This is a genomic window from Streptomyces sp. NPDC004788 (genome assembly GCF_053601115.1).
Genome location: NZ_JBSGBF010000063.1, coordinates 22701 through 46097 on the forward strand (window position 1 = coordinate 22701; position 23397 = coordinate 46097).

Annotated in this window: 19 protein-coding genes; 9 read left to right on the top strand and 10 right to left on the bottom strand. The window is 72.4% G+C overall.

Features of this window, described 5'->3' with window-relative positions:
• Positions 1 to 104 precede the first annotated feature (104 nt).
• Positions 105 to 2231, top strand: a complete 2127-nt coding sequence (locus ACWEJX_RS24960) for an ATP-binding SpoIIE family protein phosphatase (protein ID WP_451609632.1) — start codon at positions 105 to 107, stop codon at positions 2229 to 2231.
• Positions 2232 to 2604: 373 nt separating this feature from the next.
• Positions 2605 to 3426 (top strand): MBL fold metallo-hydrolase, encoded by an 822-nt coding sequence (locus ACWEJX_RS24965; protein WP_451609633.1) that lies wholly within the window; start codon positions 2605 to 2607, stop codon positions 3424 to 3426.
• Here the strand turns inward: ACWEJX_RS24965 and ACWEJX_RS24970 are convergent.
• From ACWEJX_RS24970 to ACWEJX_RS24980, 3 genes are all read right to left on the bottom strand, one after another.
• A complete protein-coding gene (locus ACWEJX_RS24970; protein ID WP_451609634.1) occupies positions 3423 to 4487 on the bottom strand; it encodes an AI-2E family transporter in 1065 nt (354 codons plus the stop codon). The two genes, ACWEJX_RS24965 and ACWEJX_RS24970, sit on opposite strands and share 4 nt — an antisense overlap.
• 235 nt (positions 4488 to 4722) lie before the next feature.
• A complete protein-coding gene (locus ACWEJX_RS24975) occupies positions 4723 to 5685 on the bottom strand; it encodes a pirin family protein (protein WP_451609635.1) in 963 nt (320 codons plus the stop codon).
• 144 nt (positions 5686 to 5829) lie between these two features.
• Entirely contained in the window at positions 5830 to 6372 is a 543-nt protein-coding gene (locus tag ACWEJX_RS24980; RefSeq protein ID WP_451609636.1) for an SseB family protein, read from the bottom strand.
• 170 nt (positions 6373 to 6542) lie between these two features.
• Between ACWEJX_RS24980 and ACWEJX_RS24985 the strand changes: the two genes are divergently transcribed.
• The gene (locus tag ACWEJX_RS24985) at positions 6543 to 8372 is read left to right on the top strand and encodes an acyl-CoA dehydrogenase (protein WP_451609637.1); all 1830 of its coding nucleotides are present in this window, start codon (positions 6543 to 6545) and stop codon (positions 8370 to 8372) included.
• 254 nt (positions 8373 to 8626) lie between these two features.
• Positions 8627 to 9922, top strand: a complete 1296-nt coding sequence (locus ACWEJX_RS24990; RefSeq protein ID WP_451609638.1) for a M18 family aminopeptidase — start codon at positions 8627 to 8629, stop codon at positions 9920 to 9922.
• A gap of 121 nt (positions 9923 to 10043) precedes the next feature.
• On the opposite strand, the gene ACWEJX_RS24995 is transcribed toward ACWEJX_RS24990, so the two are convergent.
• Complete coding sequence (locus tag ACWEJX_RS24995) at positions 10044 to 11840, bottom strand: thioredoxin-like domain-containing protein (RefSeq protein WP_451609639.1); 1797 nt, start codon at positions 11838 to 11840, stop codon at positions 10044 to 10046.
• Positions 11841 to 11988: 148 nt separating this feature from the next.
• Here ACWEJX_RS24995 and ACWEJX_RS25000 point away from each other — a divergent pair, with 148 nt between their 5' ends.
• From ACWEJX_RS25000 to ACWEJX_RS25010, 3 genes are read left to right on the top strand one after another with little or no spacing between them, the layout of a single operon-like run.
• Entirely contained in the window at positions 11989 to 13419 is a 1431-nt protein-coding gene (locus ACWEJX_RS25000; RefSeq protein ID WP_451609640.1) for a hypothetical protein, read from the top strand.
• 20 nt (positions 13420 to 13439) lie between these two features.
• The gene (locus tag ACWEJX_RS25005; RefSeq protein WP_451609641.1) at positions 13440 to 14198 is read left to right on the top strand and encodes a bestrophin-like domain; all 759 of its coding nucleotides are present in this window, start codon (positions 13440 to 13442) and stop codon (positions 14196 to 14198) included.
• An 18-nt stretch (positions 14199 to 14216) separates the two neighbouring features.
• On the top strand, positions 14217 to 14708 hold the full coding sequence (locus tag ACWEJX_RS25010; RefSeq protein ID WP_451609642.1) for an LURP-one-related/scramblase family protein: 492 nt from the start codon (positions 14217 to 14219) through the stop codon (positions 14706 to 14708).
• An 11-nt stretch (positions 14709 to 14719) separates the two neighbouring features.
• Here ACWEJX_RS25010 and ACWEJX_RS25015 read toward each other — a convergent pair whose 3' ends face one another.
• Complete coding sequence (locus ACWEJX_RS25015; RefSeq protein WP_451609643.1) at positions 14720 to 15934, bottom strand: trans-sulfuration enzyme family protein; 1215 nt, start codon at positions 15932 to 15934, stop codon at positions 14720 to 14722.
• A 73-nt stretch (positions 15935 to 16007) separates the two neighbouring features.
• Between ACWEJX_RS25015 and ACWEJX_RS25020 the strand changes: the two genes are divergently transcribed.
• The gene (locus ACWEJX_RS25020) at positions 16008 to 17483 is read left to right on the top strand and encodes an aminotransferase-like domain-containing protein (protein ID WP_451609644.1); all 1476 of its coding nucleotides are present in this window, start codon (positions 16008 to 16010) and stop codon (positions 17481 to 17483) included.
• On the opposite strand, the gene ACWEJX_RS25025 is transcribed toward ACWEJX_RS25020, so the two are convergent.
• The gene (locus ACWEJX_RS25025) at positions 17480 to 18268 is read right to left on the bottom strand and encodes a carbon-nitrogen family hydrolase (protein ID WP_451609645.1); all 789 of its coding nucleotides are present in this window, start codon (positions 18266 to 18268) and stop codon (positions 17480 to 17482) included. The two genes, ACWEJX_RS25020 and ACWEJX_RS25025, sit on opposite strands and share 4 nt — an antisense overlap.
• Positions 18269 to 18468: 200 nt before the next feature.
• Here ACWEJX_RS25025 and ACWEJX_RS25030 point away from each other — a divergent pair, with 200 nt between their 5' ends.
• On the top strand, positions 18469 to 19296 hold the full coding sequence (locus tag ACWEJX_RS25030; RefSeq protein WP_451609646.1) for a maleylpyruvate isomerase family mycothiol-dependent enzyme: 828 nt from the start codon (positions 18469 to 18471) through the stop codon (positions 19294 to 19296).
• A gap of 14 nt (positions 19297 to 19310) precedes the next feature.
• Here ACWEJX_RS25030 and ACWEJX_RS25035 read toward each other — a convergent pair whose 3' ends face one another.
• From ACWEJX_RS25035 to ACWEJX_RS25050, 4 genes are all read right to left on the bottom strand, one after another.
• On the bottom strand, positions 19311 to 20606 hold the full coding sequence (locus tag ACWEJX_RS25035) for an MFS transporter (RefSeq protein WP_451609647.1): 1296 nt from the start codon (positions 20604 to 20606) through the stop codon (positions 19311 to 19313).
• Positions 20603 to 21244 carry a GntR family transcriptional regulator gene (locus tag ACWEJX_RS25040; RefSeq protein ID WP_451609648.1) on the bottom strand — a complete coding sequence of 214 codons (642 nt, stop codon included), beginning with the start codon at positions 21242 to 21244 and terminating at the stop codon, positions 20603 to 20605. The genes ACWEJX_RS25035 and ACWEJX_RS25040 overlap by 4 nt, the downstream gene beginning before the upstream one ends.
• A gap of 70 nt (positions 21245 to 21314) precedes the next feature.
• Positions 21315 to 21866 (bottom strand): hypothetical protein, encoded by a 552-nt coding sequence (locus ACWEJX_RS25045; RefSeq protein ID WP_451609649.1) that lies wholly within the window; start codon positions 21864 to 21866, stop codon positions 21315 to 21317.
• Positions 21867 to 22296: 430 nt separating this feature from the next.
• The coding region (locus tag ACWEJX_RS25050) for a dihydrolipoamide acetyltransferase family protein (protein ID WP_451609650.1) at positions 22297 to 23397 on the bottom strand (1101 nt) is incomplete at its 5' end.

The following is a 23397-nucleotide window of genomic DNA, read 5'->3' on the forward strand; positions in this document are numbered from 1 at the left end:
CGTCCCAGGGTACCGGGACACCCAAGATCGCGATTCGAATACTCTCGGTGTCAAGAGTTCGCGACCTGTGGCGACTCGCTGTCCGATATTCATAAAGTAGGGCAATGCGCACCGAGGACGTCCTGGCGGCCATCGCGACCGGCCTGTGGCGCTGGGACAACGCCTCCGGGACCGTCACGCTCGACGCCGAGGCGGCCCGGCTGCTCGGGCTGCCCGCCGAGCCCGTGCGGCTCAGCGAGGCGGCGGTGCGGTCGCGTTTCCATCCGGTCGACTGGAACGAGATCGACGGGGTCGTCGCCCTCGCCGTCGCCGAGGGGACCCTGGCCGAGGCCCGGCTGCGGATCATGGACGAGCACGGGCGGGTGATCCGTACCGTACGGAGCAGGTCCAAGCCGCTGATCGAGGGACCCGACTACGCGCTGATCGGCACCCTCCAGGAGGTCGCCGAGCCGCAGCCCGGCACCGCCGGCCCGCACACCCCCATCACCGGCGACTGGCGCCGCTCCCGCGAGGCCTTCCTGCTCGACGCGGGCCGGGCGCTCGCCGAGGCGCGGTCGACGGCCGAGGTGCTGCGGGTGGCGGCCTCGCTCTCCATGCCCGGTTTCTCGCCGGACGGGCTCGCGGTCTTCGGGATGTCGGGCGACCGGCTGACGGTGATCGGCCACCACGGGCACGGCGACGGCGACGAGGGGCCGTTCACCTCGATGACGCTCGACACCGACTACCCGGCGGCCGAGGTGGTGCGGACGGGGCGGGCGATCTATCTGCCGACGCCGGAGGAGTACGCCCGCCGCTTCCCCATGACCTGGCCGCTCGCCCAGCGCTTCAGCCGCCGCTCCTGGGCCTTCGTGCCGCTGGTCGTCGCCGGCCGGACGATGGGCGCGTGGATGGCCGCCTTCAAGCACCCGGTGGCCTTCACCCCCGACGAGCGCTCCGTCCTCACCACCGTCGCCCGGATGCTGGCGCAGGCCCTCGCCCGCGCCGGGGTCGCCGAGTCCGAGCGGGAGCTGTCGCTGGGCCTCCAGCGCACGATGATGCCGGTCCTCGGGCCGGGCATCCCCGGCATCCAGGTGGCCGCGCGGTACGTGCCCACGGGCGGCGGGCTGCAGGTCGGCGGCGACTGGTACGACATGATCCGGTTGCCCGACGGGCCCGGCGGCGGCCGGATCGCCCTGGTCATCGGCGACGTGCAGGGCCACGACGTCCGGGCGGCCGGGCTCATGGGCCAGCTGCGGATCGCGCTGCGCGCGTACGCCTCCGAGGGGCACCGGCCCGACGCCGTGCTCTCCCGCGCCTCCCGCTTCCTGTACGGGATCAACGACGGGGTGGACGAAGGGGGCGGCGCGGGCGGCGACGACGGGCGGCCGGGCGGCGGGCCGCGCTTCGCGACCTGCCTCTACCTGGAGGTCGACCTGGAGAGCGGGACCGTCGACATCGCCCGGGCCGGCCACCCGGACCCGGCGGTGCGGATGACCGACGGAACGGTTCTCCTCCGGCACACCGCCGGCGGTCTGCCCCTCGGCATCGACCCCGACACCGACTACCCCACCACCCGGCTCACCCTGGCCGCCGGCGAGACCCTGATGATCTGCACCGACGGGCTCCTGGAGACCGGCGGCCACGACCTCGACAGCGGCTGGGACCGGATCCGCAAGCTCCTGGAGGACCACCGGGGCGACGACCTGGAGGCCCTCGCCGACCAGCTCGTCGAGGCCGTCCACGGGCCCGGCTCGCACCACACCACCGGCCCGCTCGCCGACCGCCGCGAGGACGACATCGCCGTCCTGCTGCTCTCCCGCCAGCCCGGCACCGGAGTACGGGAGGCCCCGCGCCGCGCGATGATGACCATCGCCCAGGCCGACCCGCATCGCATCGCCACGGCCCGCGGGAGCGTCCGCCAGCTGCTCCACGACTGGTCGGATCCCGACCAGGTCGACTCGGCGGTCCTGATGGTCTCCGAGATGGTCACCAACGTCCTCGTCCACACGGACGGCGACGCCCTGCTCGTCGCCGAGGTCGTCTGCCTCCCGGACGCGCGCCGGCTGCGCGTCGAGGTCGCCGACGCGAGCGACGAACTGCCGCACAAGCGGCACCCGGGCGAGCTGGCGTCCAACGGGCGCGGGCTGCTGCTCATGGAGATGCTCGCGGACTCGTGGGGCGTGGACCCGCGCGGCGAGGGCAAGGCGATCTGGTTCGAGCTGCACGAGCCGGAGTCGGAGAAGGGCTGCTGACCCCGGCGGGTGCTGGGCCGGCCGGGTGCTGACCCCGACGGGTGCTGGGCCCGGCCGGGTGCTGACCCCGACGGGTGCTGGGCCCGGCCGGCTGCTGACCCCGACGGGTGCTGAGTCCGGCGGCTGCCCGGACGGGTGCTGAGCCCCACCGGCTGCTGACCGACGGGGTGCTGAGCCCGGCGGCTGCCCGGACGGGTGCTGAGCCTCACCGGCTGCCGCGCCCCGCGCGCCCCGGCCCACCCCTTCCGCGCACCCGCCGCGCCACGCCATGCCCGCCCCGTCCGCGCCGCGCCCCGCGCGTACGACGCGCGGCACCCGGTCGGGCGGCGGAGACTGGTGTCGTACGGCCGCCGGGGGGACCACGGAGCCCGCCATGGACACGCACAAGGTCGGCAGCGACACCACCGTCATCGGCGACAGCCTGGAAGTCCCGGGGATCGGCCACATCCCCGTCAACGCCTACGTCCTCACCTCCCGCGAACCGGTCGTCGTCGACACCGGCCTGTCCGTCGCCGACCGCGACTTCGTGGCGACGCTCGGGACGGTCATCGACCCGGCCGACGTGCGCTGGATCTGGCTCACCCACCCCGACCGCGACCACACCGGCGGGATCTTCGACCTGCTGGTGGCGGCCCCGCGGGCGCGGGTCGTGACCACCTTCATCGGCGCCGGGATCATGACCACCGAGCGCCCGCTGCCCATGGACCGGGTGTACTTCCTCAACCCCGGCCAGTCCCTCGACGTCGGCGACCGCCGCCTGCGGGGCTTCCGGCCGCCGCTCTTCGACAACCCGGCCACCGTGGGCTTCTACGACGAGAAGACCCGCATCTGCTTCAGCTCCGACTGCTTCGGCGGCCCCATGCCCACGGCCGAACTCGCCGAGAGCGGGCACGCCAACGACCTGAAGCCGGAGGAGCTGCGGGCCGCGCAGCTGCTGTGGGCGACGGTGGACAGCCCGTGGGTGCACGTCGTCGACCGGGCGAAGTTCCGGGCGTCGATCGAGCCGGTGCGGGAGATGAGCCCGGAGATCGTGCTGTGCACGCACCTGCCGCCGGCGGTCCGGATGACCACCCGCCTGATCGAGACGATCACCATGGCGCCGGACGCGGACCCGTTCGTGGGCCCGGACCAGGCCGCCCTGGAACAGATGCTGAGGGCGTTCGAGCCGGGAAGCACCCCGGCGGCGGCAACCTAGGGCGCCGGCTCCCCGTACCGGGTGCGCAGTTCACCGACGACTCCGAAGAAGGCGGCGGTCAGCGGTACGGCGAGCAGCATGCCCAGGACGCCGGCGACGGACGCACCGGCGGTGATCGCCAGCATGACCACGGCCGGGTGCATCTGCACGGTGCGGGACTGCACCATCGGCTGGAGCACGTAGCCCTCGATCATCTGGACGGCGAGCACGACGCCGAGCGTCCACAGCGCGATGACGAACCCGCGGTCGGCGAGGGCGACGAGGACGGCGACGGCGCCGGAGAGGAAGGCGCCGAGGTAGGGGATGTAGGCGGTGATGAAGACGAGCGCGGCGAGGCCGATCGCGCCCGGCACCCGCAGGACGAGCAGCCCGACGCCGATGAGCAGGGCGTCGACGAGCGCCACGAAGGTCGTTCCGCGCATGAAGCCCTCGACCGCCTCGAAGGCGCGCCGCCCCATCGCCTCCATGACGTCGCCGGTCGAGCGGGGGGCGAGCGAGCGCAGCACGTCCGCCGCCCGGTCGGAGTCGCGCAGGAAGAAGAAGATGAGCAGGAGGGCGAGGGCGGCGGTGGCGAGCATCTGGGCGCCCGTGCTGAGCCCGGAGATCACCCCGGAGGCCGCCGTCCCGCCGAACTTCTCCAGGAGCCGCTTGGCGTTCCTGGCGACGTCGTCGAGCGAGGTGCCGGCCACGCCGAAGTGCTTCGTGATGTCCTGGGCGGCCTGCCGCAGCGAGTCGACGATCTGGGCGCCGGAGTCGACGAGGGCGGCGACGACGACATAGGCGGCGCCGCCGACGACCGCGACCACGGCGAGCACGGTCAGCCCCGCGGCCAGGGACTTCCGCACCTTCATCCGCAGCAGCCGCCGGTAGAGCGGGCCGAGCAGCGCGGTGCCGAGGAGGGCGAGCAGGGCGGGCGTGACGGCCGTCTTGAAGACCACGCACAGCCAGATGAAGACGGCGGCGACCCCGGCGACGAGCAGCGCCACCGCGCACCAGGCGGCGGTGCGGCGGGCGGCTTCGGGAAGCAGCGGGCGCTCGGCGGCTGGGCGTTCGGCGGGCATGGACCCACCGGACCACGGCGCCCGGCGTCCCGTCGCGCGCTGCCGGGCCGTACGGGTGACGAGGCGTCAGACGCGAGACGGGGCGGAGGCAAGGGGACGGGGCCAGGTGCAGGAGGACGGGGCCAGGGGCAGGGGTACGGGGACGGGGGCCGCGCCCTCGTCCCCGTACCGGAGTTCCGTACGAGACGAGACCTGCTCGCACCCGTACCGGAGCCCCCTACGAGACCTGTCCGGCCTACTCGCCCATGCCGTGCACGGCCGGGATCGTGCCGAGCCGGCCCGCCTGGAAGTCCTCGAACGCCTGGCGGAGTTCGGCCTGGGTGTTCATGACGAACGGGCCGTAGTGAGCCATCGGCTCGCGGATCGGCTGCCCGCCCAGGAGCACGACCTCCAGGTCCGGGGCGTTGCCGTCCTGCTTCTCGTCGGCCCGCACGGTCAGCGCACCGCCCTTGCCGAAGACGGCGGTCTGGCCCATGTGGACGGGCCGCCGCTCGGCGCCGACGGTGCCGCGGCCGGCCAGCACGTACGCGAGGCCGTTGAAGTCCTCGCGCCACGGCAGGTTGATCTCGGCGCCGGGCCGGAGGGTGGCGTGGATCATCGTGATCGGGGTGTGGGTGATGCCGGGGCCCTGGTGGCCGTCGAGCTCGCCCGCGATGACGCGGAGCAGCGCGCCGCCGTCGGGGGAGGTGAGCAGCTGGACCTGGCCGCCGCGGATGTCCTGGTAGCGGGGGGCCATCATCTTGTCGGACGCGGGCAGGTTCACCCAGAGCTGGAGGCCGTGGAAGAGGCCGCCGCTGACGACGAGCTGCTCCGGCGGGGCCTCGATGTGGAGCAGGCCGGAGCCGGCGGTCATCCACTGGGTGTCGCCGTTGGTGATGGTGCCGCCACCGCCGTTGGAGTCCTGGTGGTCGAAGATCCCGTCGATGATGTAGGTGACGGTCTCGAAGCCGCGGTGGGGGTGCCACGGGGTGCCCTTGGGCTCGCCCGGGGCGTACTCCACCTCGCCCATCTGGTCCATCATGATGAACGGGTCGAGGTACTGGTAGTTGATGCCGGCGAACGCGCGGCGCACCGGGAAGCCCTCGCCCTCGAAGCCCTGGGGGGCCGTGGTGACGGCGAGCACCGGGCGGGCGGCGGCGTCGGCGGACGCGGCGACACGGGGCAGGGTCAGCGGGTTCTCGACAGTCACGGCGGGCATGGCGGGGCCTCCTCGTACGTCCATCTCGATCTTGATTGAACGTTGTACGTCCAGGTTAGTTGAATCCTGAACTTTCTGCCACCCAGAACACAGAACGCCCGGGAGGAATTCCTCCCGGGCGTCCCCGTGCACTTCCAGCTTCCGTCAGCCGTACATCCGCCGCATCGCGAAGTCGACCATCTGCTCCACGGCCTTCGCGTCGAAGACCATCCGGTGGTCGCCCTCCATGTCGAGCACGAAGCCGTAGCCGGTCGGCAGCAGGTCGATCACCTCCGCACCCGTGATCACGAAGTACTTCGACTCCTTGCCCGCGTACCGCCGCAGTTCCTTGAGCGACGTGAACATCGGGATCACCGGCTGCTGGGTGTTGTGCAGCGCCAGGAAGCCCGGATTGTCGCCGCGCGGGCAGTAGACCTTGGAGGTGGCGAAGATCTGCTGGAAGTCCTCGGCCGCCATCTGCCCGGTCGTGAAGGCCCGCACCGCGTCCGCGAGCGACGGCGGCGACGGCTCCGGGTAGAGCGGGGGCTGCTGGGCGTAGCCACCCTGCATTCCGCCCTGCATTCCGCCCTGCATTCCGCCCTGCATTCCGCCCCCCTGCATCCCGCCCTGCGGCGCGTACTGCTGCTGAGGCGGCTGCTGGGGCGGCGCGTACTGCTGAGCACCCGGGTTCTGGTCGTAGCCGTACATGACAGCAAGCCTATCGAGCGGCGCCTGCCGGGTGCGGCCCCCGTCACAGATGTCCGGAAAGGGGTTGCCGTTATTACCGGTGGGTAGCATCATCGTAGAGAGCGTGAGCTACTCACGGGTAGTACGTGTACGAGGACCTTCCCTCCCCGAGCCTTTACGGAGCCGTCGCCATGGGGCACTACAAGTCGAATCTCCGCGACATCGAGTTCAACCTCTTCGAGGTCCTCGGCCGCGACAAGGTGTACGGCACCGGTCCGTTCGAGGAGATGGACGTCGAGACCGCCAAGAGCATCCTCGACGAGATCCGCCGCCTCGCGGAGAACGAGCTCGCGGAGTCCTTCGCCGACGCCGACCGCAACCCGCCGGTCTTCGACCCGGAGACCAACACGGCCCCGGTCCCGGCCTCCTTCAAGAACTCGTACAACGCCTTCATGGAGTCCGAGTACTGGCGTCTCGGCATCCCCGAGGAGATCGGCGGCACCGTCTCCCCGCGCTCCCTCATCTGGGCCTACGCGGAGCTGCTGCTCGGCTCCAACCCGGCCATCTGGATGTACTCCTCCGGCCCGGCCTTCGCCGGCATCCTCTTCAACGAGGGCAACGAGGCGCAGAAGAAGATCGCCAAGATCGCCGTCGACCGCCGCTGGGGCTCCACCATGGTGCTCACCGAGCCCGACGCGGGCTCCGACGTCGGCGCGGGCCGCACCAAGGCCATCCAGCAGGAGGACGGCTCCTGGCACATCGAGGGCGTCAAGCGCTTCATCACGTCCGGTGAGCACGACATGGAGGAGAACATCCTCCACTACGTCCTCGCCCGCCCCGAGGGTGCCGGCCCCGGCACCAAGGGCCTCTCCCTCTTTCTCGTCCCGAAGTACGAGTTCGACTGGGAGACCGGCGAGCTCGGCGCCCGCAACGGCGTCTACGCCACCAACGTCGAGCACAAGATGGGCCTCAAGGCGTCCAACACCTGCGAGATGACCTTCGGCGACAAGCACCCCGCCAAGGGCTGGCTCATCGGCGACAAGCACGACGGCATCCGCCAGATGTTCCTCATCATCGAGTTCGCCCGCATGATGGTCGGCACGAAGGCGATCTCCACCCTCTCCACGGGCTACCTCAACGCCCTGGAGTACGCCAAGGAGCGCGTCCAGGGCACCGACCTGGCCAACTTCATGGACAAGAACGCGCCCAAGGTCACCATCACCCACCACCCCGACGTGCGCCGCTCGCTGATGACGCAGAAGGCGTACGCCGAGGGCATGCGCTCCCTCGTCCTCTACACGGCCTCCGTGCAGGACGCCATCCAGGAGAAGGAAGCCGCCGGCGAGGACGCCAAGGCGCTCCACGGCCTCAACGACCTCCTGCTCCCGATCGTCAAGGGCTACGGCTCCGAGAAGGGCTACGAGCAGCTCGCCCAGTCGCTGCAGACCTTCGGCGGCTCCGGCTTCCTGCAGGAGTACCCGATCGAGCAGTACATCCGCGACTCGAAGATCGACACCCTGTACGAGGGCACCACCGCGATCCAGGGCCAGGACTTCTTCTTCCGGAAGATCGTCCGCGACCAGGGCGCGTCCCTGAACGCCCTCGCCGAGGAGATCAAGAAGTTCCTCGCCGTCGGCACCGGCGGCGACGAGCTCGCCGGCGCCCGCGACTCCCTCGCCAAGGCCGCCGTCGACCTCGAGGCCATCGTCGGCACGATGATCACCGACCTCACCGCCACCGGCGAGGACGTCAAGAACATCTACAAGGTCGGCCTCAACTCCACCCGCCTGCTGCTGGCCGCCGGTGACGTCGTCGTCGGCTACCTGCTGCTGCGCGGTGCCGCCGTCGCCGCCGAGAAGCTCGCCGCCGGCGCCGCGGGCAAGGACGTCGCCTTCTACCAGGGCAAGATCGCCGCCGCGAAGTTCTTCGCCGCGAACATCCTGCCGGGCGTCTCCACCGAGCGCCTGATCGCCGAGGGCGTCACCAACGAGATCATGGACCTGGACGAGGCCGCGTTCTAACGCACAGGCACGCGCCTGAGTCCGCACACAGGAACGGCTCGCTCCCGGGGAGGGGAGCGGGCCGTTCCCCTTGTTTTCCGGCTCGCTTCGCCTCCGGGGCGCTTGAGCCGGGCTCCTTCGGCTCACTCGCCTTCACGTTCGTCGGGAGGCAGCCACGGGTTCGTCGAGGCCGGCCCCCGATCCGTCGGGGGCGGCCCAGGGGGCCCTTGGTCCGGGCCGGGTCCACATGTCGAGACCCCCGTAAGGTGAACGTCATGAGTAGCGCACCCGCCCGCTTCGACCGCGGCCACACCGATGACCTCATGTCCTTCCTCGCGGCCTCGCCGTCGCCGTACCACGTGGTGGCCAACACGGCCGAGCGGCTGGAGAAGGCGGGTTTCCGCAAGGTCGAGGAGACCGACGCCTGGGAGGGGACGACGGGCGGGAAGTACGTGATCCGCGGCGGGGCGATCATCGCCTGGTACGTGCCCGAGGGCGCCGCCGCGCACACGCCGTTCCGGATCGTCGGCGCGCACACCGACTCGCCGAACCTGCGCGTCAAGCCGCAGCCGGACTTCGGGCGGGAGGGCTGGCGGCAGGTGGCCGTCGAGATCTACGGCGGGCCGCTGCTCAACAGCTGGCTCGACCGGGACCTGGGCCTCGCCGGCCGGCTGACGCTGCGGGACGGCAGCCACCGGCTCGTGAACGTGGACCGGCCGCTGCTGCGCGTACCCCAGCTCGCCATCCACCTGGACCGGCAGGTCAACGAGGGCATGAAGCTGGAGCGCCAGCGCCACATGCAGCCGATCTGGGGCCTGGGCGACGTCCACGAGGGCGACCTGGTCGACTTCGTCGCCGGGGAGGCGGGCGTCGACGCCGAGGATGTGGCCGGCTGGGACCTGATGGTGCACGCCCTGGAGGCGCCCGCCTACCTGGGCCGGGACCGCGAGCTGCTCGCCGGGCCGCGGATGGACAACCTGATCTCCGTGCACGCCTGCGCCGCCGCGCTCGCCGCCGTCGCCGCGCACGGCGCCGACCTGCCGTACATCCCGGTCTTCGCCGCCTTCGACCACGAGGAGAACGGCTCCGAGGCCGACACCGGCGCCCAGGGCCCGCTGCTCGGCAACGTCCTGGAGCGCTCGGTGTACGCGCGCGGCGGCAGCTTCGAGGACAAGGCGCGCGCCCTCGCGGGCTCCGTCTGCCTCTCCTCCGACGTCGGCCACGCCGTGCACCCGAACTACGGCGAGCGCCACGACCCGACGCACCACCCGCGCCCCAACGGCGGCCCCATCCTCAAGGTCAACGTCAACCAGCGCTACGCCACCGACGGCAGCGGCCGCGCGGTGTTCGCCGCCGCGTGCGAGAAGGCGGGCGTGCCGTGGCAGTCGTTCGTCTCCAACAACGACATGCCGTGCGGCACGACGATCGGCCCCATCACCGCCGCCCGCCACGGCATCTCGACCGTCGACATCGGCGTCGCCTGCCTGTCGATGCACAGCGCCCGTGAGCTGTGCGGCGCGGAGGACCCGCACCACCTGGCGAACGCGCTCGTGGCCTTCCTGGAGGGCTGACCGGGCTGACCGGGCTGACCGGGCTGACCGGGCTGACCGGGCTGACCGGGCCCACGGACACGGATTCGGCCCCTGCCACACGGCAGGGGCCGAACCGTTCCCGGGCGAAAACCGGGGAGGGTCAGGCGTCCAGGCCGGCGAGGATCAGCGGCAGCCGGGCCGTGCCCGCGTCCGTGATCCGCACCGGGACGCCCCAGTCCTGCTGGTGGACGTGGCAGGCCGGGTACTCGTTCTCCGGGTCGTCGTCGCAGGACGCGGCCATCGCCGAGACGTGCAGGACGCCCTCGGTGAGCGCCGGGTTCAGCTCCAGGTCGCGGAAGAGGTCCGTGCCCTTGCCCTCGCCGGCGAGCAGCAGCTCGGGCGGCGTGGCGGAGACGAGGAGGCGGGTCGAGGGGCCGTAGCGGTCGTCGAGCTTCTGGCCCTTGGGGGCCTGGAAGACGACGTCGAGGCGGAGGCCGCCGGGGGCGATCTCGGTGGCCTCGCGCTGCGTGCGGTGGGCGACCGACTCGACCTGGACGGCCTCCTCGGGCAGCCGCAGCCGGGTGAGCCGGTGCCGGGCCGACTCGACGACCACGACGTCCTCGCCGACGACGACCGCGTCGCTGGGCTCGCGCAGGTCCGTGGCGAGCGTGGTGACCTCGCCGGTCGCCGGGTCGAAGCGGCGCAGGGCGTGGTTGTACGTGTCGGAGACGGCGACCGAGCCGTCGGGCAGCGCGGTCACGCCGAGCGGGTGCTGGAACAGCGCCTGGTCGGCGGCGCCGTCGCGGTGCCCGAAGTCGAACAGCCCGGTGCCGACGGCCGTGTGGACCGTGTACCCCTCGCCGTCCTTCTCGACGTACCGCAGCGCGCTGGTCTCGGAGTCGGCGATCCACAGCCGGTCGGCGGTCGCGGCGAGCCCGGACGGCTGCGCGAACCAGGCCTCGGCGGCCGGCCCGTCGACCAGGCCCTCGTTGGTCGTGCCGGCCGCGACCTGGACGGTCCCGGTCTCCGGGTCGTACGTCCAGATCTGGTGCACACCGGCCATCGCGATCCACACCTTGCCCTGCCACCAGGCCACGTCCCACGGCGAGGAGAGGTCGACGTCGAGGGCGGGTCCGGAGGTCGGGGAGCCCTGCCACCACTGGCGGCCCGTGCCGGCGACGCGCTCGACCGACCCGCTCTCCGGATCGAAGACCTTCAGGGCGTGGTTGACCGTGTCGGCGACCACGACCTTCCCGTCGGGCAGCAGCGCGAGGCCCTGCGGCTCGCGGAACCCACCGTCGTCACCGATGCGCCGGACGACGGTCTCGCCGTCCTCGGCCAGCTCGACCAGCTGGTGCCGGGTGGTGTCGGAGACGAGCAGGTTCCCGGACGGCAGCAGGACCGCCTTGCCGGGGAAGCGCAGATCGGTCGCGACCGGCTCCGGCGCCACGTACGGCCCGTCGCCGCGCCGCAGCGTGCCCTTCGCCTCGTGCTCCGCCTCCAGCTCCTCGACGAGCGCGCGCAGCGCGTTGGCGTGGCCCTCGCCCGCGTGCTGGGCGACGACATACCCCTCGGGGTCGATGACGACGAGCGTCGGCCAGGCCCGTACCGCGTACTGCTTCCAGGTCGCGAGCTCCGGGTCGTCGAGCACCGGGTGGTGCACCTCGTAGCGCTCGACGGCGTCGACGACGGCCTGGTGCTCGGCCTCGTGCACGAACTTCGGCGAGTGCACGCCGACGATCACGAGCGTGTCGCGGTGCTTCTCCTCCAGCTCGCGCAGCTCGTCGAGGACGTGCAGGCAGTTGATGCAGCAGAAGGTCCAGAAGTCGAGCACGACGATCTTGCCCCGCAGGTCGGCGAGGGTCAGATCGTCTCCGCCGGTGTTGAGCCAGCCGCCCTTGCCGATGAGCTCGGGGGCGCGGACACGAGCGCGAGCGCGCGGAGAGACGTCGTTCATGGCTCAACTGTGCCGCACGGATCGCCGGACGGGTGAATGCGGGGTCCGGGTGGAGTGGGTGCGGCGTGTCTTGACGGGCGGGGGCGGGGGCGGCGCAGCCAGCATGACGTAGCGGAACGATCATCCGACTATTCGGCCGGGAGGGGTCATGCGGGTCATACAGGTCCTGCGGGCACGGCACGCGCCGCCGGCAGCGCCGGCACCACCGGCACGGCTGACGCTGTTGGCACTGCTGACGCTGCTCCTCGCGGTCGTGCCGCAGGACGCGCGCGCGGGCGGCGCCGGGGAGAACGTCCTCGCCATGACCGTCACCGTCGACGCCCGGCCCGGGACGGCCGGCGTGGACGTGCGGGCCGGCGCGGCCGTGGTGAAGCGGTACCGGCTGGTCAACCGGGGCGAGGCCGATCTGTACGGGGTGGGCGTCGGCGATCCCGGCGTACCCGGCGCGCGGGTGAGCTGTCCCCGGCGCACCCTGAACGCGCTCCGCTCGATGGTCTGCACGGCCCGCTTCCGCGCCCTGCCCGGAATCCGGGTCGCGACCGCCCGGGCCGGCGGCGAGATCCCCTCGCTCGGGCGGCGGGTCACCGCCACCGCGCGTTCCGGGTACGAGGGGGTGGCCGGCGCCCTCGGCCTGACGGAGGCGGTACGGGTCACCGGCGGCCGGGCGGTCGTGACGTACACCGTCACCAACCGCGGCAACCGGCCGGTGTACGGGCTCCGGCTCACCGACCCGCTCCTCGGCCCCGTCCCCTGCGCGGCGGAGCTCGCGCCCGGTGTCTCGGCCGGGTGCGCGGCGACCGTACGGCGGCCCCCGGGCACCTACCGCAGCGCCGGGCTCGTCTCGGGCAGCGACCGGGTCACGACCGTGGACGAGCACGGCGGACGCGTCCCCGCCCCGCCGCTCACCGCCCGCGCCACCGCCGCCTTCCGGATCCCCGCGCCGCCGCCCCCGACACCGACGCCGACCTCGACGCCTCCCACGGCCACGACGCCGACGCCGGCCCCGACGCGAGCGGGTACGCCGCCCGGGGCGCCCCCCGGTTCGCCGTCGGTTCCGCCGTCGGTGCGGGCCCGGCCGCCCGCGACGGGCACCGCGCCCGGCGCCGCCCCGGGAGCACCCGGAACGCTCGCGGCGCCCGCTGCCCCCGGAGCCGTGTCCCCCGCCGCAGCCACCGCTGCGGCTGCCGCTGCCGCCGAAGCCCTCGGTGAGGCCGCCGCCGCCGCTGCCGCCGAGGCGCTGGCCGCGCCCGGAGCCGTACCCACGGAAGCGGCGCCCGCGGAAGCGGCGGGAGCGGCTCCGGGGGAGGCGGCCCCCGGGGAAGCGGCGCCGGGGGGAGCGGTGCCGCCCGAAGCCGCTCGGCCGCCCGGGGCCGCCGCTCGGCAACCGCCCGCGGCCACCGCACCCGTGCCCCGGCCGCCCGCCACCCGGCCTCCCGTCGCCGCCGGCGAGGAGGGAATCCTGCCGCGGCTGCACCGCCGGGCCCGTGAACTGCCGCATCTCGGCATGACCGTGATCCTGCTTCTCCTGCTCGTCCCCGCCGCCGCAGCCGCCGCCCTGCTCGGGTCGCGCCGCTCCTGAGAGACGTCCTGGGAGATCCGATGGCCCTGCTCGAAACCCTCGTCGTCGTCTTCGGCGTCGCCTTCCTCGCCTCGCTCGCCGTCTACGCCAAGACCCGGCTGTTCCCGATGCGACCGGGCGAGGAACCACGCGAGGACGTGGCCGAGTACATCTCGATGATGGTGTCGGTCTTCTACGCCCTCGTGCTCGGCCTGTGCCTCGTCTCCGTCTGGGACAACCGCACGACCGCCGACGACCGGGTCCAGGCCGAGGCGAGCGCCCTGCACCAGACGTATCTGCTCGCCGACTCCCTGCCGGCCGCCCAGCAGCAGCCGGTACGGGACGCGGCCCGCTCGTACGCCGCCCATGTCGTGGACGTCGAATGGCCCCGGATGGCCGAGCGCGAGCCCCTGGGGCCGGAGGGCTGGGCGATGCTCGACCGGCTGCGCGCGGCCGGGCAGCTGCACGGCTCCGGCACCGCCACCACCGGCCAGCAGATCGCCGCCCAGGAGATGCTGGCCCAGATCGGCTACGTGGACGACGCCCGGCGCGGCCGGGAGGCGGCGGCCCAGGAGCGCCTCTCCGTGGTCCTGTGGGCCGGTCTCGTCATCGGTGGCGTGCTGACCGTGTCCTTCATGTTCCTCTTCGGCATCAACCGCAGCGCCACCCACATCATCCTGGTCATGGGCCTGTCCGGCTTCATCGCCTTCACCGTCGTGCTCATCAGCCAGCTCGACGCGCCCTTCGGCACCTCGCTCGGCGTGGCCCCGGACGCGTTCACCCGCTATTTCCCGGCCTGAGCGGGAAGGCATTCCGTCATGAAATACCTGGTACGGGACAAGATCCTCGCCATCGGCGACGACTACTGGATCGAGGACGAGCAGGGCCGCCACGCCTTCCTCGTCGACGGCAAGGCGCTGCGGCTGCGCGACACGCTCGAACTCAAGGACCCCGACGGGCAGGTCCTGGTCACCCTGCGGCAGAAGATGTTCAGCCTGCGCGACGCGATGACGATCGAGCGCGACGACCGCCCGCTCGCCACGATCCGCCGCAAGCGCCTGTCGCTGCTGCGCAACCACTTCCGGGTCACCCTCGTCGACGGCACCGGACTCGACGTCAGCGGCCGGATCCTGGACCGGGAGTTCATCGTCGAGTACGACGGCGAACTCCTGGCCCACATCTCCCGCCAGTGGTTCCACGTCCGCGAGACCTACGCCGTGAACGTGGTCCGCGAGGACGCCGATCCGTCGCTGCTCATCGCGGTCGCGGTGTGCGTGATCCGGATGGCGGAGCGGGAACGGGAGGACTGAGCCCCGGAGCCCTAGAGAGCCTTCGCGAGGGCCTGTTCCAGGTCCGTCCACAGGTCCTCGACGTGCTCGATGCCCACCGACAGCCGGACCGTCCCCGGCCCGATGCCGGCGGCCGCGAGCGCCTGCCCGTCGAGCTGCCGGTGGGAGGTCGAGGCCGGGTGCATGACCAGCGTCTTCACGTCGCCGAGGGAGACGCTGAGCGAGGCCACCCGGACGGCCTCCACGAACGCCTTGCCGGCTTCGCGCCCGCCCGCGAGGTCGAGCGAGACGACCCCGCCGCCGCCCCGCGGGAGGAGCCGCGCAGCGACCGCGTGGTCCGGGTGCCCGGCCAGGGCGGGGTGCCGGACCTCGGCCACCGCCGGGTGGGCGGCGAGCCGGGCCGCGAGCTCGGCCGCGCTCGCGCTCTGCCGCTCGATGCGCAGCGGCAGGGTCTGCAGGCCGCGCAGGGTCAGCCAGGCGGCGAACGGGTCGGTGACCGCGCCCTGTTCGACCGCGTGGTGCCGGACCGCGCGGTGCAGCTCGCGGTCCTTGAAGACGGCGATGCCGCCGAGGACGTCGGCGTGGCCCGCGAGGTACTTGGTCGCCGAGTGCACGACGACATCGGCCCCGTACGCGATCGGCCGGCACAGCAGCGGCGAGGCGAAGGTGTTGTCGACGCAGGACGGCACCCCGGCCTCGTGCGCGGCGGCGATCAGGGCGGGCAGGTCCGAGACGCGGGTGGTGGGGTTGGCGATGGTCTCCAGGTAGAGCAGCCGCGTCTCGGGGCGGATCGCGGCGCGCACCTCGTCGGCGTCGGTGCCGGAGACGTACGTGACCTCGACGCCCCAGCGCGCGGCGAGGTCGGTGAGGACGGCGTAGGTGCCGCCGTACAGGCAGCGCTGGGCGACGACATGGCCGCCGGTGGAGAGCAGCGCGAGCAGCACGCCGTTGATGGCGCCCATGCCGGAGGCGTACGAGAGGGCGTCGGCGCCGCCCTCCAGGCGGGCGACGGCGGTCTCCAGGGCGCGGACGGTCGGGTTGCCCATGCGGCTGTAGAGGAAGGCGTCGGGCGACTCGAAGGCGGCGGCGAGGGAGTCGGCGCTCTCGAAGGCGAAGACGTGGCCCTGGTGGATGGGCACGCCGAGCGGCCTGCTGCCGCGGATCTCCGGCTGCGGGGCGTGCACGGCCAAGGTCTCGGGACGGGACGAGTCGGGAAGGTGGGTGTCCGGGAGGAAGTCGGCGCTCATGTCGTTCAGTCTGTGGACGGGGGGCTTGCCGCCACAGGACCAATCCCGGCAGATTGGTCCGCCGATGGATCCAATGGCACCCTCCCTGAGGGAACTGGTCGCCTGGCTCGGCCGCTGGTCGGCCGGGCGCGGCCCGCTCTATCTGCTCCTCGCCGCGCGGATGCGCCAGTTGATGGACGAGGGCCTGCTGGCGCCCGGCGCCCCGCTGCCGCCGGACCGGCGGCTCGCCGCGGCGCTCGCGGTGGGGCGGACGACGGTGGTGACGGCGTACGAGACGCTGCGGCGGGAGGGGCGTCTGGTGCGGCGTCAGGGCAGCGGTACGCGGGTCGCGCCGGCCGTACTGGCTTCGCCCGGCGTGCCGCGGGTCGCGGAGACGTCGAACCCGATGTTCCTCAACCTCCTCGAACCCGTCGACGGCGTCATCCTGTTGAGCTGCGCGGCCCCGCCGGCAGCGCCGCCCGCCCTCGCCGAGGCGTACGCCGGTCTCGTCCTTCCCGGTGACGACCTCGGCTACCACCCGGCCGGCCTGCCCGCCCTGCGCCGGGCGATCGCGCGCCGCTACGCCGAACGGGGCGTGCCCACCGAGCCCGACCGGCTCCTGGTCACCACCGGCGCCCAGCAGGCCGTCGCCCTGCTCACCCGGCTGCTCCTCGCGCCCGGCGACGGCGTCCTCGTGGAGGCGCCGACCTACCCGGGCGCGCTCGACCTGTTCCGGGAGGCGGCGGCTGTGCCGTACCCGGTGGCGGTGGGCCCGGACGGCCTCGACGTGACGGAGGCCATCCGGGTGATGGAACGTCACCGGCCCTCCCTGGCCTATGTCATCCCGCGCTTCCACAACCCGACCGGCACGGTCCTGCCGCCGCTGCTCGGGCGGCGCCTGGTGGAGGCGGCGGAGGCGTACGGGGTGCCGCTGGTCGACGACGAGGTGCTCGGCGAGCTGGACTTCGGCGCGCACGGGGCCGCCGGGGCGCCGCCGCTGTCCTCGTACGGTACGGAGGTCATCGCCGTCGGCTCGCTCAGCAAGGCGGTCTGGGGCGGCCTGCGGATCGGCTGGGTGCGCGGCCCGGCCGCGCTGATCGCCCGCCTGGCCCGGCTCAAGGCCCTGCACGACCTGGGGAGCGACGTCCCCTCACAGCTCGTCGCGGCCCGGCTCCTGGACGGTTTCGACTCGCTGGTCCGGGAGCGGATCCGGCAGCTGCGGGCCGGTCACGACCGGCTGCGCGCCGAGCTCGCGCGCCGGCTGCCCTCCTGGTCCTGCCCAGCGGCGGCCGGCGGCCAGACGCTGTGGGTCGGCCTGCCCCACGGCGACGGCGTCTCCTTCGCCCAGGTGGCGCTGCGCCACGGCGTCGCCGTGCTGCCCGGCTCGACCATGGACGCCCTGGGCGGCAGCGACCGCATGCTGCGGCTGCACTTCCTGCTGCCGCCCGACACGCTGACGGAGGCGGTACGGAGACTGGCGACGGCCTGGGCGGAGTACGCGGGCGGGGCGACCGGCGCCGTGGCCCGCGTCGTGGCCCAGCCGGTAGCCCCCTGGGAAGGGTCTTTCTAGAGCACCCGGTCCTTCAGGGCCGGGAACTGCTCCCTCGTCGTCGTCACCTTCGCCGGGTCGAGCTCGACGCGCAGGGTCTCCTCGTCGGGCCCGGCCTCCGCCAGGACCTCGCCCCACGGGTCGACGACGATCGAGTGGCCGGCCTGTTCGACGCCGGCGTGGGTCCCGGCGGTGCCGCAGGCGAGGACGTACGCCTGGTTCTCGACGGCGCGGGCCCGGGCGAGCAGCGTCCAGTGGGCGAGCCGGCGGGCGGGCCAGCCGGCCGGGACGACGAACGCCTGCGCGCCGGCGTCGACCAGGCCGCGGAAGAGCTCGGGGAAGCGCAGGTCGTAGCAGGTGGCGACGCCGACGGTGAGCTGCGGCAGGTCGACGGTGACGAGGTCCTCGCCGGCCGCCATCAGCACGGCCTCGCCCTTGTCGAAGCCGAAGCGGTGGATCTTCCGATAGGAGGCGGCGAGTTCCCCGTCGGGGGAGAAGACGAGGGAGGTGTTGTAGAGGACGGCCCCGGAGGCCCCGCCGGACGCCGCCTCCACGACGGAGCCCGCGTGCAGCCAGACCTCGGCGTCCCGCGCGGCCGCCGCCATCGCCTCGTACGTCGGGCCCTTCAGCGGCTCGGCCTCCGCCGCGAACTCCTCGTACGCGAAGGCCCCCATGGGCCACAGCTCGGGCAGCACGACGAGCTCGGCGCGGCCCCGCTCCTCCCGGACCAGGCGCGCCACGCGCGCCCGCCTGCTCTCGACCGGTTCGTCCGGGTCTACCGCAATCTGGATCAGCGAGGCGCGCACACTACCACCGTCCTGGCTCGGGAGCCGTCAACACCGGCCTACGATCGTCACACGAAAGCACTGCCGGGGTGCCTTCGGGCAGCGTAACTTAGCGTCCGAGCCTCCCAAGCAGTCATGTTTTCAGCCCGCCAGCCAGAAACAGTTCCAGCCCGCCCGCCGCTTGAAGACCGCGCCGCACCGCAGAACCGCCGAGGGGTCCCGTGACGCTCCATCCCAGCCTCCAGAACTACGCCGATGCCTGGACCCACTCCGTGGAAGCGATATTCGAGCTGGTGCAGCCGCTCGTCGAGGGTGAGTGGAACCGCGCCACGCCGTGCCCGGGCTGGTCGGTCCGCGACATCGTCTCCCATGTCATCGGCATGGAGAGCGAGATGCTCGGCGACCCGCGCCCGATCCACTCGCTGCCCCGCGATCTCTACCACGTGCGCTCGGACTTCGCCCGCTACATGGAGATGCAGGTCGACGTGCGGCGGCACCACACCGCGCCGGAGATGACGGCCGAGTTCGACTACGTGCTGATCCGCCGGGCCCGTCAGCTGCGCAACGAGAGCCGCGACCCCGGCACCCTGATGCGCGCGCCGCTCGGCGCCGAGCAGACGCTGGAACTGGCCTACCGGATGCGCGCCTTCGACTGCTGGGTGCACGAGCAGGACCTGCGCGCCTCGCTCGGCGCCCCCGGCAACCTCGACTCCCCCGGCGCGTACGTCACCCGTGACGTGCTCCTCGAAGCGCTGCCGAAGGTCGTCGCCGACGACGCGGGCGCGCCGGCCGGTTCGGCGGTGGTCTTCGACATCACCGGCCCGGTGGAGTTCCTGCGGACGGTCCGGGTGAACGCGGAGGGCCGCGGCTCGATCGACGGCGCGCCCTCGCTCGGCCCGGCGGTCACGCTGGCGACGGACTGGGAGACGTACGTCCGCCTCGCCTGCGGCCGGGTCCGGCCGGCCGACGTGGCCGACCGGATCAAGACCGAGGGCGACGAGGCGCTGGCGCAGGCGATCCTGGCGAACTTCGCGGTGACGCCGAACTAGAGCGGTCCGGGGTGTCACGCGGGTACGTGGACGGCCTCGACCCGGCTCGCGACCAGGCGCTCCCGCTCACGGCGGGCGCTGGCGGACTTGAGGCGGAGGATCTGCGTGATGCCGAACGCCTGGAGCACGAAGACGGAGGAGAACGCGATCCGGTAGTCGTCGCCGGTCGCGTCGAGCAGCACACCGACGGCGAGCAGCGTCGTCATGGAGGCGACGAAGCCGCCCATGTTGACGATGCCGGAGGCGGTGCCCTGGCGCTCGGGCGGGTTGGCGGGCCGGGCGAAGTCGAAGCCGATCATCGACGCGGGGCCGCAGGCGCCGAGCACCGCGCACAGGGTGATCAGCAGCCACATCGGGGCGTGGTCGCCGGGGTACGCGAGGGTGGCGGCCCACAGCAGGGCGGTGGCGGCGACGGTGCCGAGCGCGAGCGGGGCGCGGGCGGCGTGGTGCCGGGCGATGATCTGCCCGTACGCGAGCCCGACGGCCATGTTGGACAGCACGACGAGCGTCAGGAGCTCCCCGGCTGTCCCCCGGTCGAGTCCCTGGTCCTGGACGAGGAACGGCAGGCCCCAGAGCAGCAGGAACACCATCGCGGGGAACTGCGTGGTGAAGTGCACCCACATGCCGAGCCGGGTGCCGGGCTCGCGCCAGGACTCGGCGATCTGGCGGCGGACGAACGCGGCGCCGGCGTGTGCGGCCGGCTCGGGCTCGTACCCCTCGGGATGGTCCTTGAGGAACAGCAGCAGGAGCGCCAGCACCAGCACCCCCGCCGCCGCACTCCCGACGAAGGTGGTGGTCCAGCCGAGGCCGTGCAGGGCGCGGGACAGGAAGATCGTCGAGACGAGGTTGCCGGCCATCCCGAACAGCGCGGCGACCTGGGCGATCAGCGGGCCGCGGCGGGCCGGGAACCAGCGGGAGCCGAGCCGCAGCACGCTGATGAAGGTCATCGCGTCACCGCAGCCGAGAAGCGCGCGGGAGGCCAGCGCCATGGCGTACGAGGGGGAGAGCGCGAAGCCGAGCTGCCCGAGGGTGAAGAGCACGACGCCGATGGTCAGCACCTTCTTGGTGCCGAGGCGGTCGACCATGAGGCCGACGGGTATCTGCATGCCCGCGTACACGAGCAACTGGAGTATGGAGAACGTCGACAGCGCGGAGGCGTTGACGTGGAAGCGGTCGGCGGCGTCGAGCCCGGCGACACCCAGCGAGGTCCGGAAGATGACGGCGACAAAATAAACAGCGACGCCGACGCCCCAGACGAGCGCGGCGCGCTTTCCGCCGGGCGGCTCGCCCGGCAGGCCGACCCGGCTCATCGGGCCTCTCCCCGGACCAGGACCTTCACCCAGCTCAGGTGCTGCCGCACGCAGTGCGCGGCTCCCTCGACATCCCCGTCCTTGATCCGCTCCAGGATCTCGGCGTGCTCGGCGATGTTCTTGGCGATCCGGTCGGGCTGCGACTGCATGACGGCCACCCCCATCCGTAGCTGCCGGTCGCGCAGCTGGTCGTAGAGCCGCGCCAGGATCTGGTTTCCCGCGTGCTTCACGATCTCGGCGTGGAAGCACCGATCGGTCACGGCCACCTCCGCGAGATCCCCGGCCGCGGCCCTGCGCTTCTGCTCCTCCAGCAGTTCCTCCAGGCGCGCAACGAGCGCCGGCGGCGCCGGCACGGCCCGCCGCACCGCGAACTCCTCGACGAGCAGCCGCGTCTCGACGACGTCCGCGATCTCCTGCGCGGACACGGCGAGCACCAGCGCGCCCTTCTTCGGATAGAGCTTGAGCAGCCCCTCCATCTCCAGCTTGAGCAGCGCCTCCCGCACGGGCGTCCGCGACACCCCGACGGCCAGCGCCAGCTCGCCCTCGGTGAGGAGGGTGCCGCCCTCGTAACGACGGTCGAGGACGGCCTGCTTGACGTGCGTGTAGACGCGGTCTGCGGCTGGGGGTGCGGAAGCCATGGACACAGCATAGATACATGGGGTGTGCAACAGACAGGCCCGTCCGCATCGCGGACGGGCCTGTCTGTTGTCAGCCGGTCTTCTTCGGACAGATGGCGTTGCCCGAGCCCCGGACACAGCCGAGTGAGGTCGCTTCCATGTACAGCCCGACCTTGTCCTTGCTGGGCACGAGCAGCACCTTGAACTCGGCCTCCTTCGGCGTGCGGAATCCGAGATAGACGTCGTAGGTCTTCTTCGGATCCAGCGAGAGCTTGAACTGCTCCATGGCATCCGCCGAGAACGGCGGATCGGTCGGTCGGATCGCCACGTTCCCGTCCTTGACCTCGCCTCCCGGCCACGCGAGCCGGACGTCAAGATCGACGCCGTGAGTCTTCAGGTACTGCTCGGCACAGGGGCGGGACACGGCGAAGCTCATAGCCAGGTGGATGTCCGATGAGTCCGTCGACCCCGAGAACGTCATGTCCTCCGTCGAGCACTGAGGAAGCTCCAGCGCGAACTCCCTGAGGACCTCTTCCTGACTCTGGCCGGCACAGCCCGCGAGAACGGGCATCGACAACACGGACAGGGCAAGAGCCGCCCAGAACTTCGCGGGGCGACAACCCCTCCCGCTGGGCACCTTCATACAGCCCCTCTCCTCATCGCTTCACAGACCTGTTTCTCACAACGTCCGGTCATGGAACGGTGAAGTCGATGTCTTGGCTGGGGCTTCCCTGAACGACATAGTCCCGCGCATAGCCGTACCTGTGCAGCTCTGCGAAGATCCCCAGGTCGATCCCCGCGATCGTTTCACCGTAGTCGAAGTTGTGGTCCTTGAAGATGTCAGTACGGATCTTCCCCGTGACCCGAACTCCGGCGGACCGGGAGACCTCACAATGACTCGTCTCGCGGACAGCCGACATAGACGGACCCGGCCTTGGTCACGGCGTCGGTCGCCGTCTTCGCGGCCTCGACCGCTGCCGCCGTACGGGCGTGCAGACGTACACAACGGAAACGCTCGGTTGGGGACGGTGCCGTCCCCAACCGAGCGTTTCACGTGAAACAACCCAACCGGGCTACGCCCAGGTGATCAGCCGCTTCGGCTCCTCCAGGATCGCGGCGACGTCGGCGAGGAACTTGGAGCCGAGTTCGCCGTCGACCAGGCGGTGGTCGAAGGAGAGGGCCAGGGTGGTGACGTGACGCGGCTTCACCTTGCCCTTGTGGACCCAGGGCTGGAGCTTGATCGCGCCGACCGCGAGGATCGCGGACTCGCCCGGGTTGAGGATGGGCGTACCGGTGTCGACGCCGAAGACGCCGACGTTGGTGATGGTGAAGGTGCCGCCCTGCATGGCCGCCGGGGTGGTCTTGCCCTCGCGGGCGGTGGCGACCAGCTCGCTCAGGGACTTCGACAGTTCCGGCAGCGTCTGGGCGTGCGCGTCCTTGATGTTCGGCACGATCAGACCGCGCGGGGTGGCGGCGGCGATGCCCAGGTTGACGTAGTGCTTGAGCACGATCTCCTGGTTGGCCTCGTCCCAGGCCGCGTTGATGTCCGGGTTGCGCTTGACGGCGACCAGGACGGCCTTGGCGACGAGCAGGAGCGGGTTGACCCGCAGGCCCGCCATGTCCTTGTCGGACTTGAGCTCCTCGACCAGCTTCATCGTGCGCGTGATGTCGAAGGTGATGAACTCGGTGACGTGCGGGGCCGTGAAGGCCGAGCCGACCATCGCCGCGGCCGTGGCCTTCCGTACGCCCTTGATGGGGATACGGGTTTCACGGGCGTCCGTGGACACCGCCACCGGGGCCGGGGCAGCCGGAGCCACCGGGGCGGGAGCCGGGGCCGAAGTCGGAGCCTCGGTCACCGGAGCGGCCGGCGCCGGGGCCGCCGCGCGGTGCACGTCCTCGCGGGTGACGATGCCGTCCGGGCCGGTCGGGGTGACCGTCGCCAGGTCGACGCCGAGGTCCTTGGCGAGCTTGCGCACCGGCGGCTTGGCCAGCGGGCGGTCGGCGACGGCGGGGCCGTGGCCGTTCAGCTGCTCGGGGACCACGACCGCCGGAGCCGCGGGGGCCGCCGCCGTCGCCGTCTTGCGCGCGCGGCGCTTGGTGGACGACGCGGACACGCCGTAGCCGACCAGGACCGGCTGACGGCCCTCGGCCGCCGGCTCCTCGGCGGCCGGCTC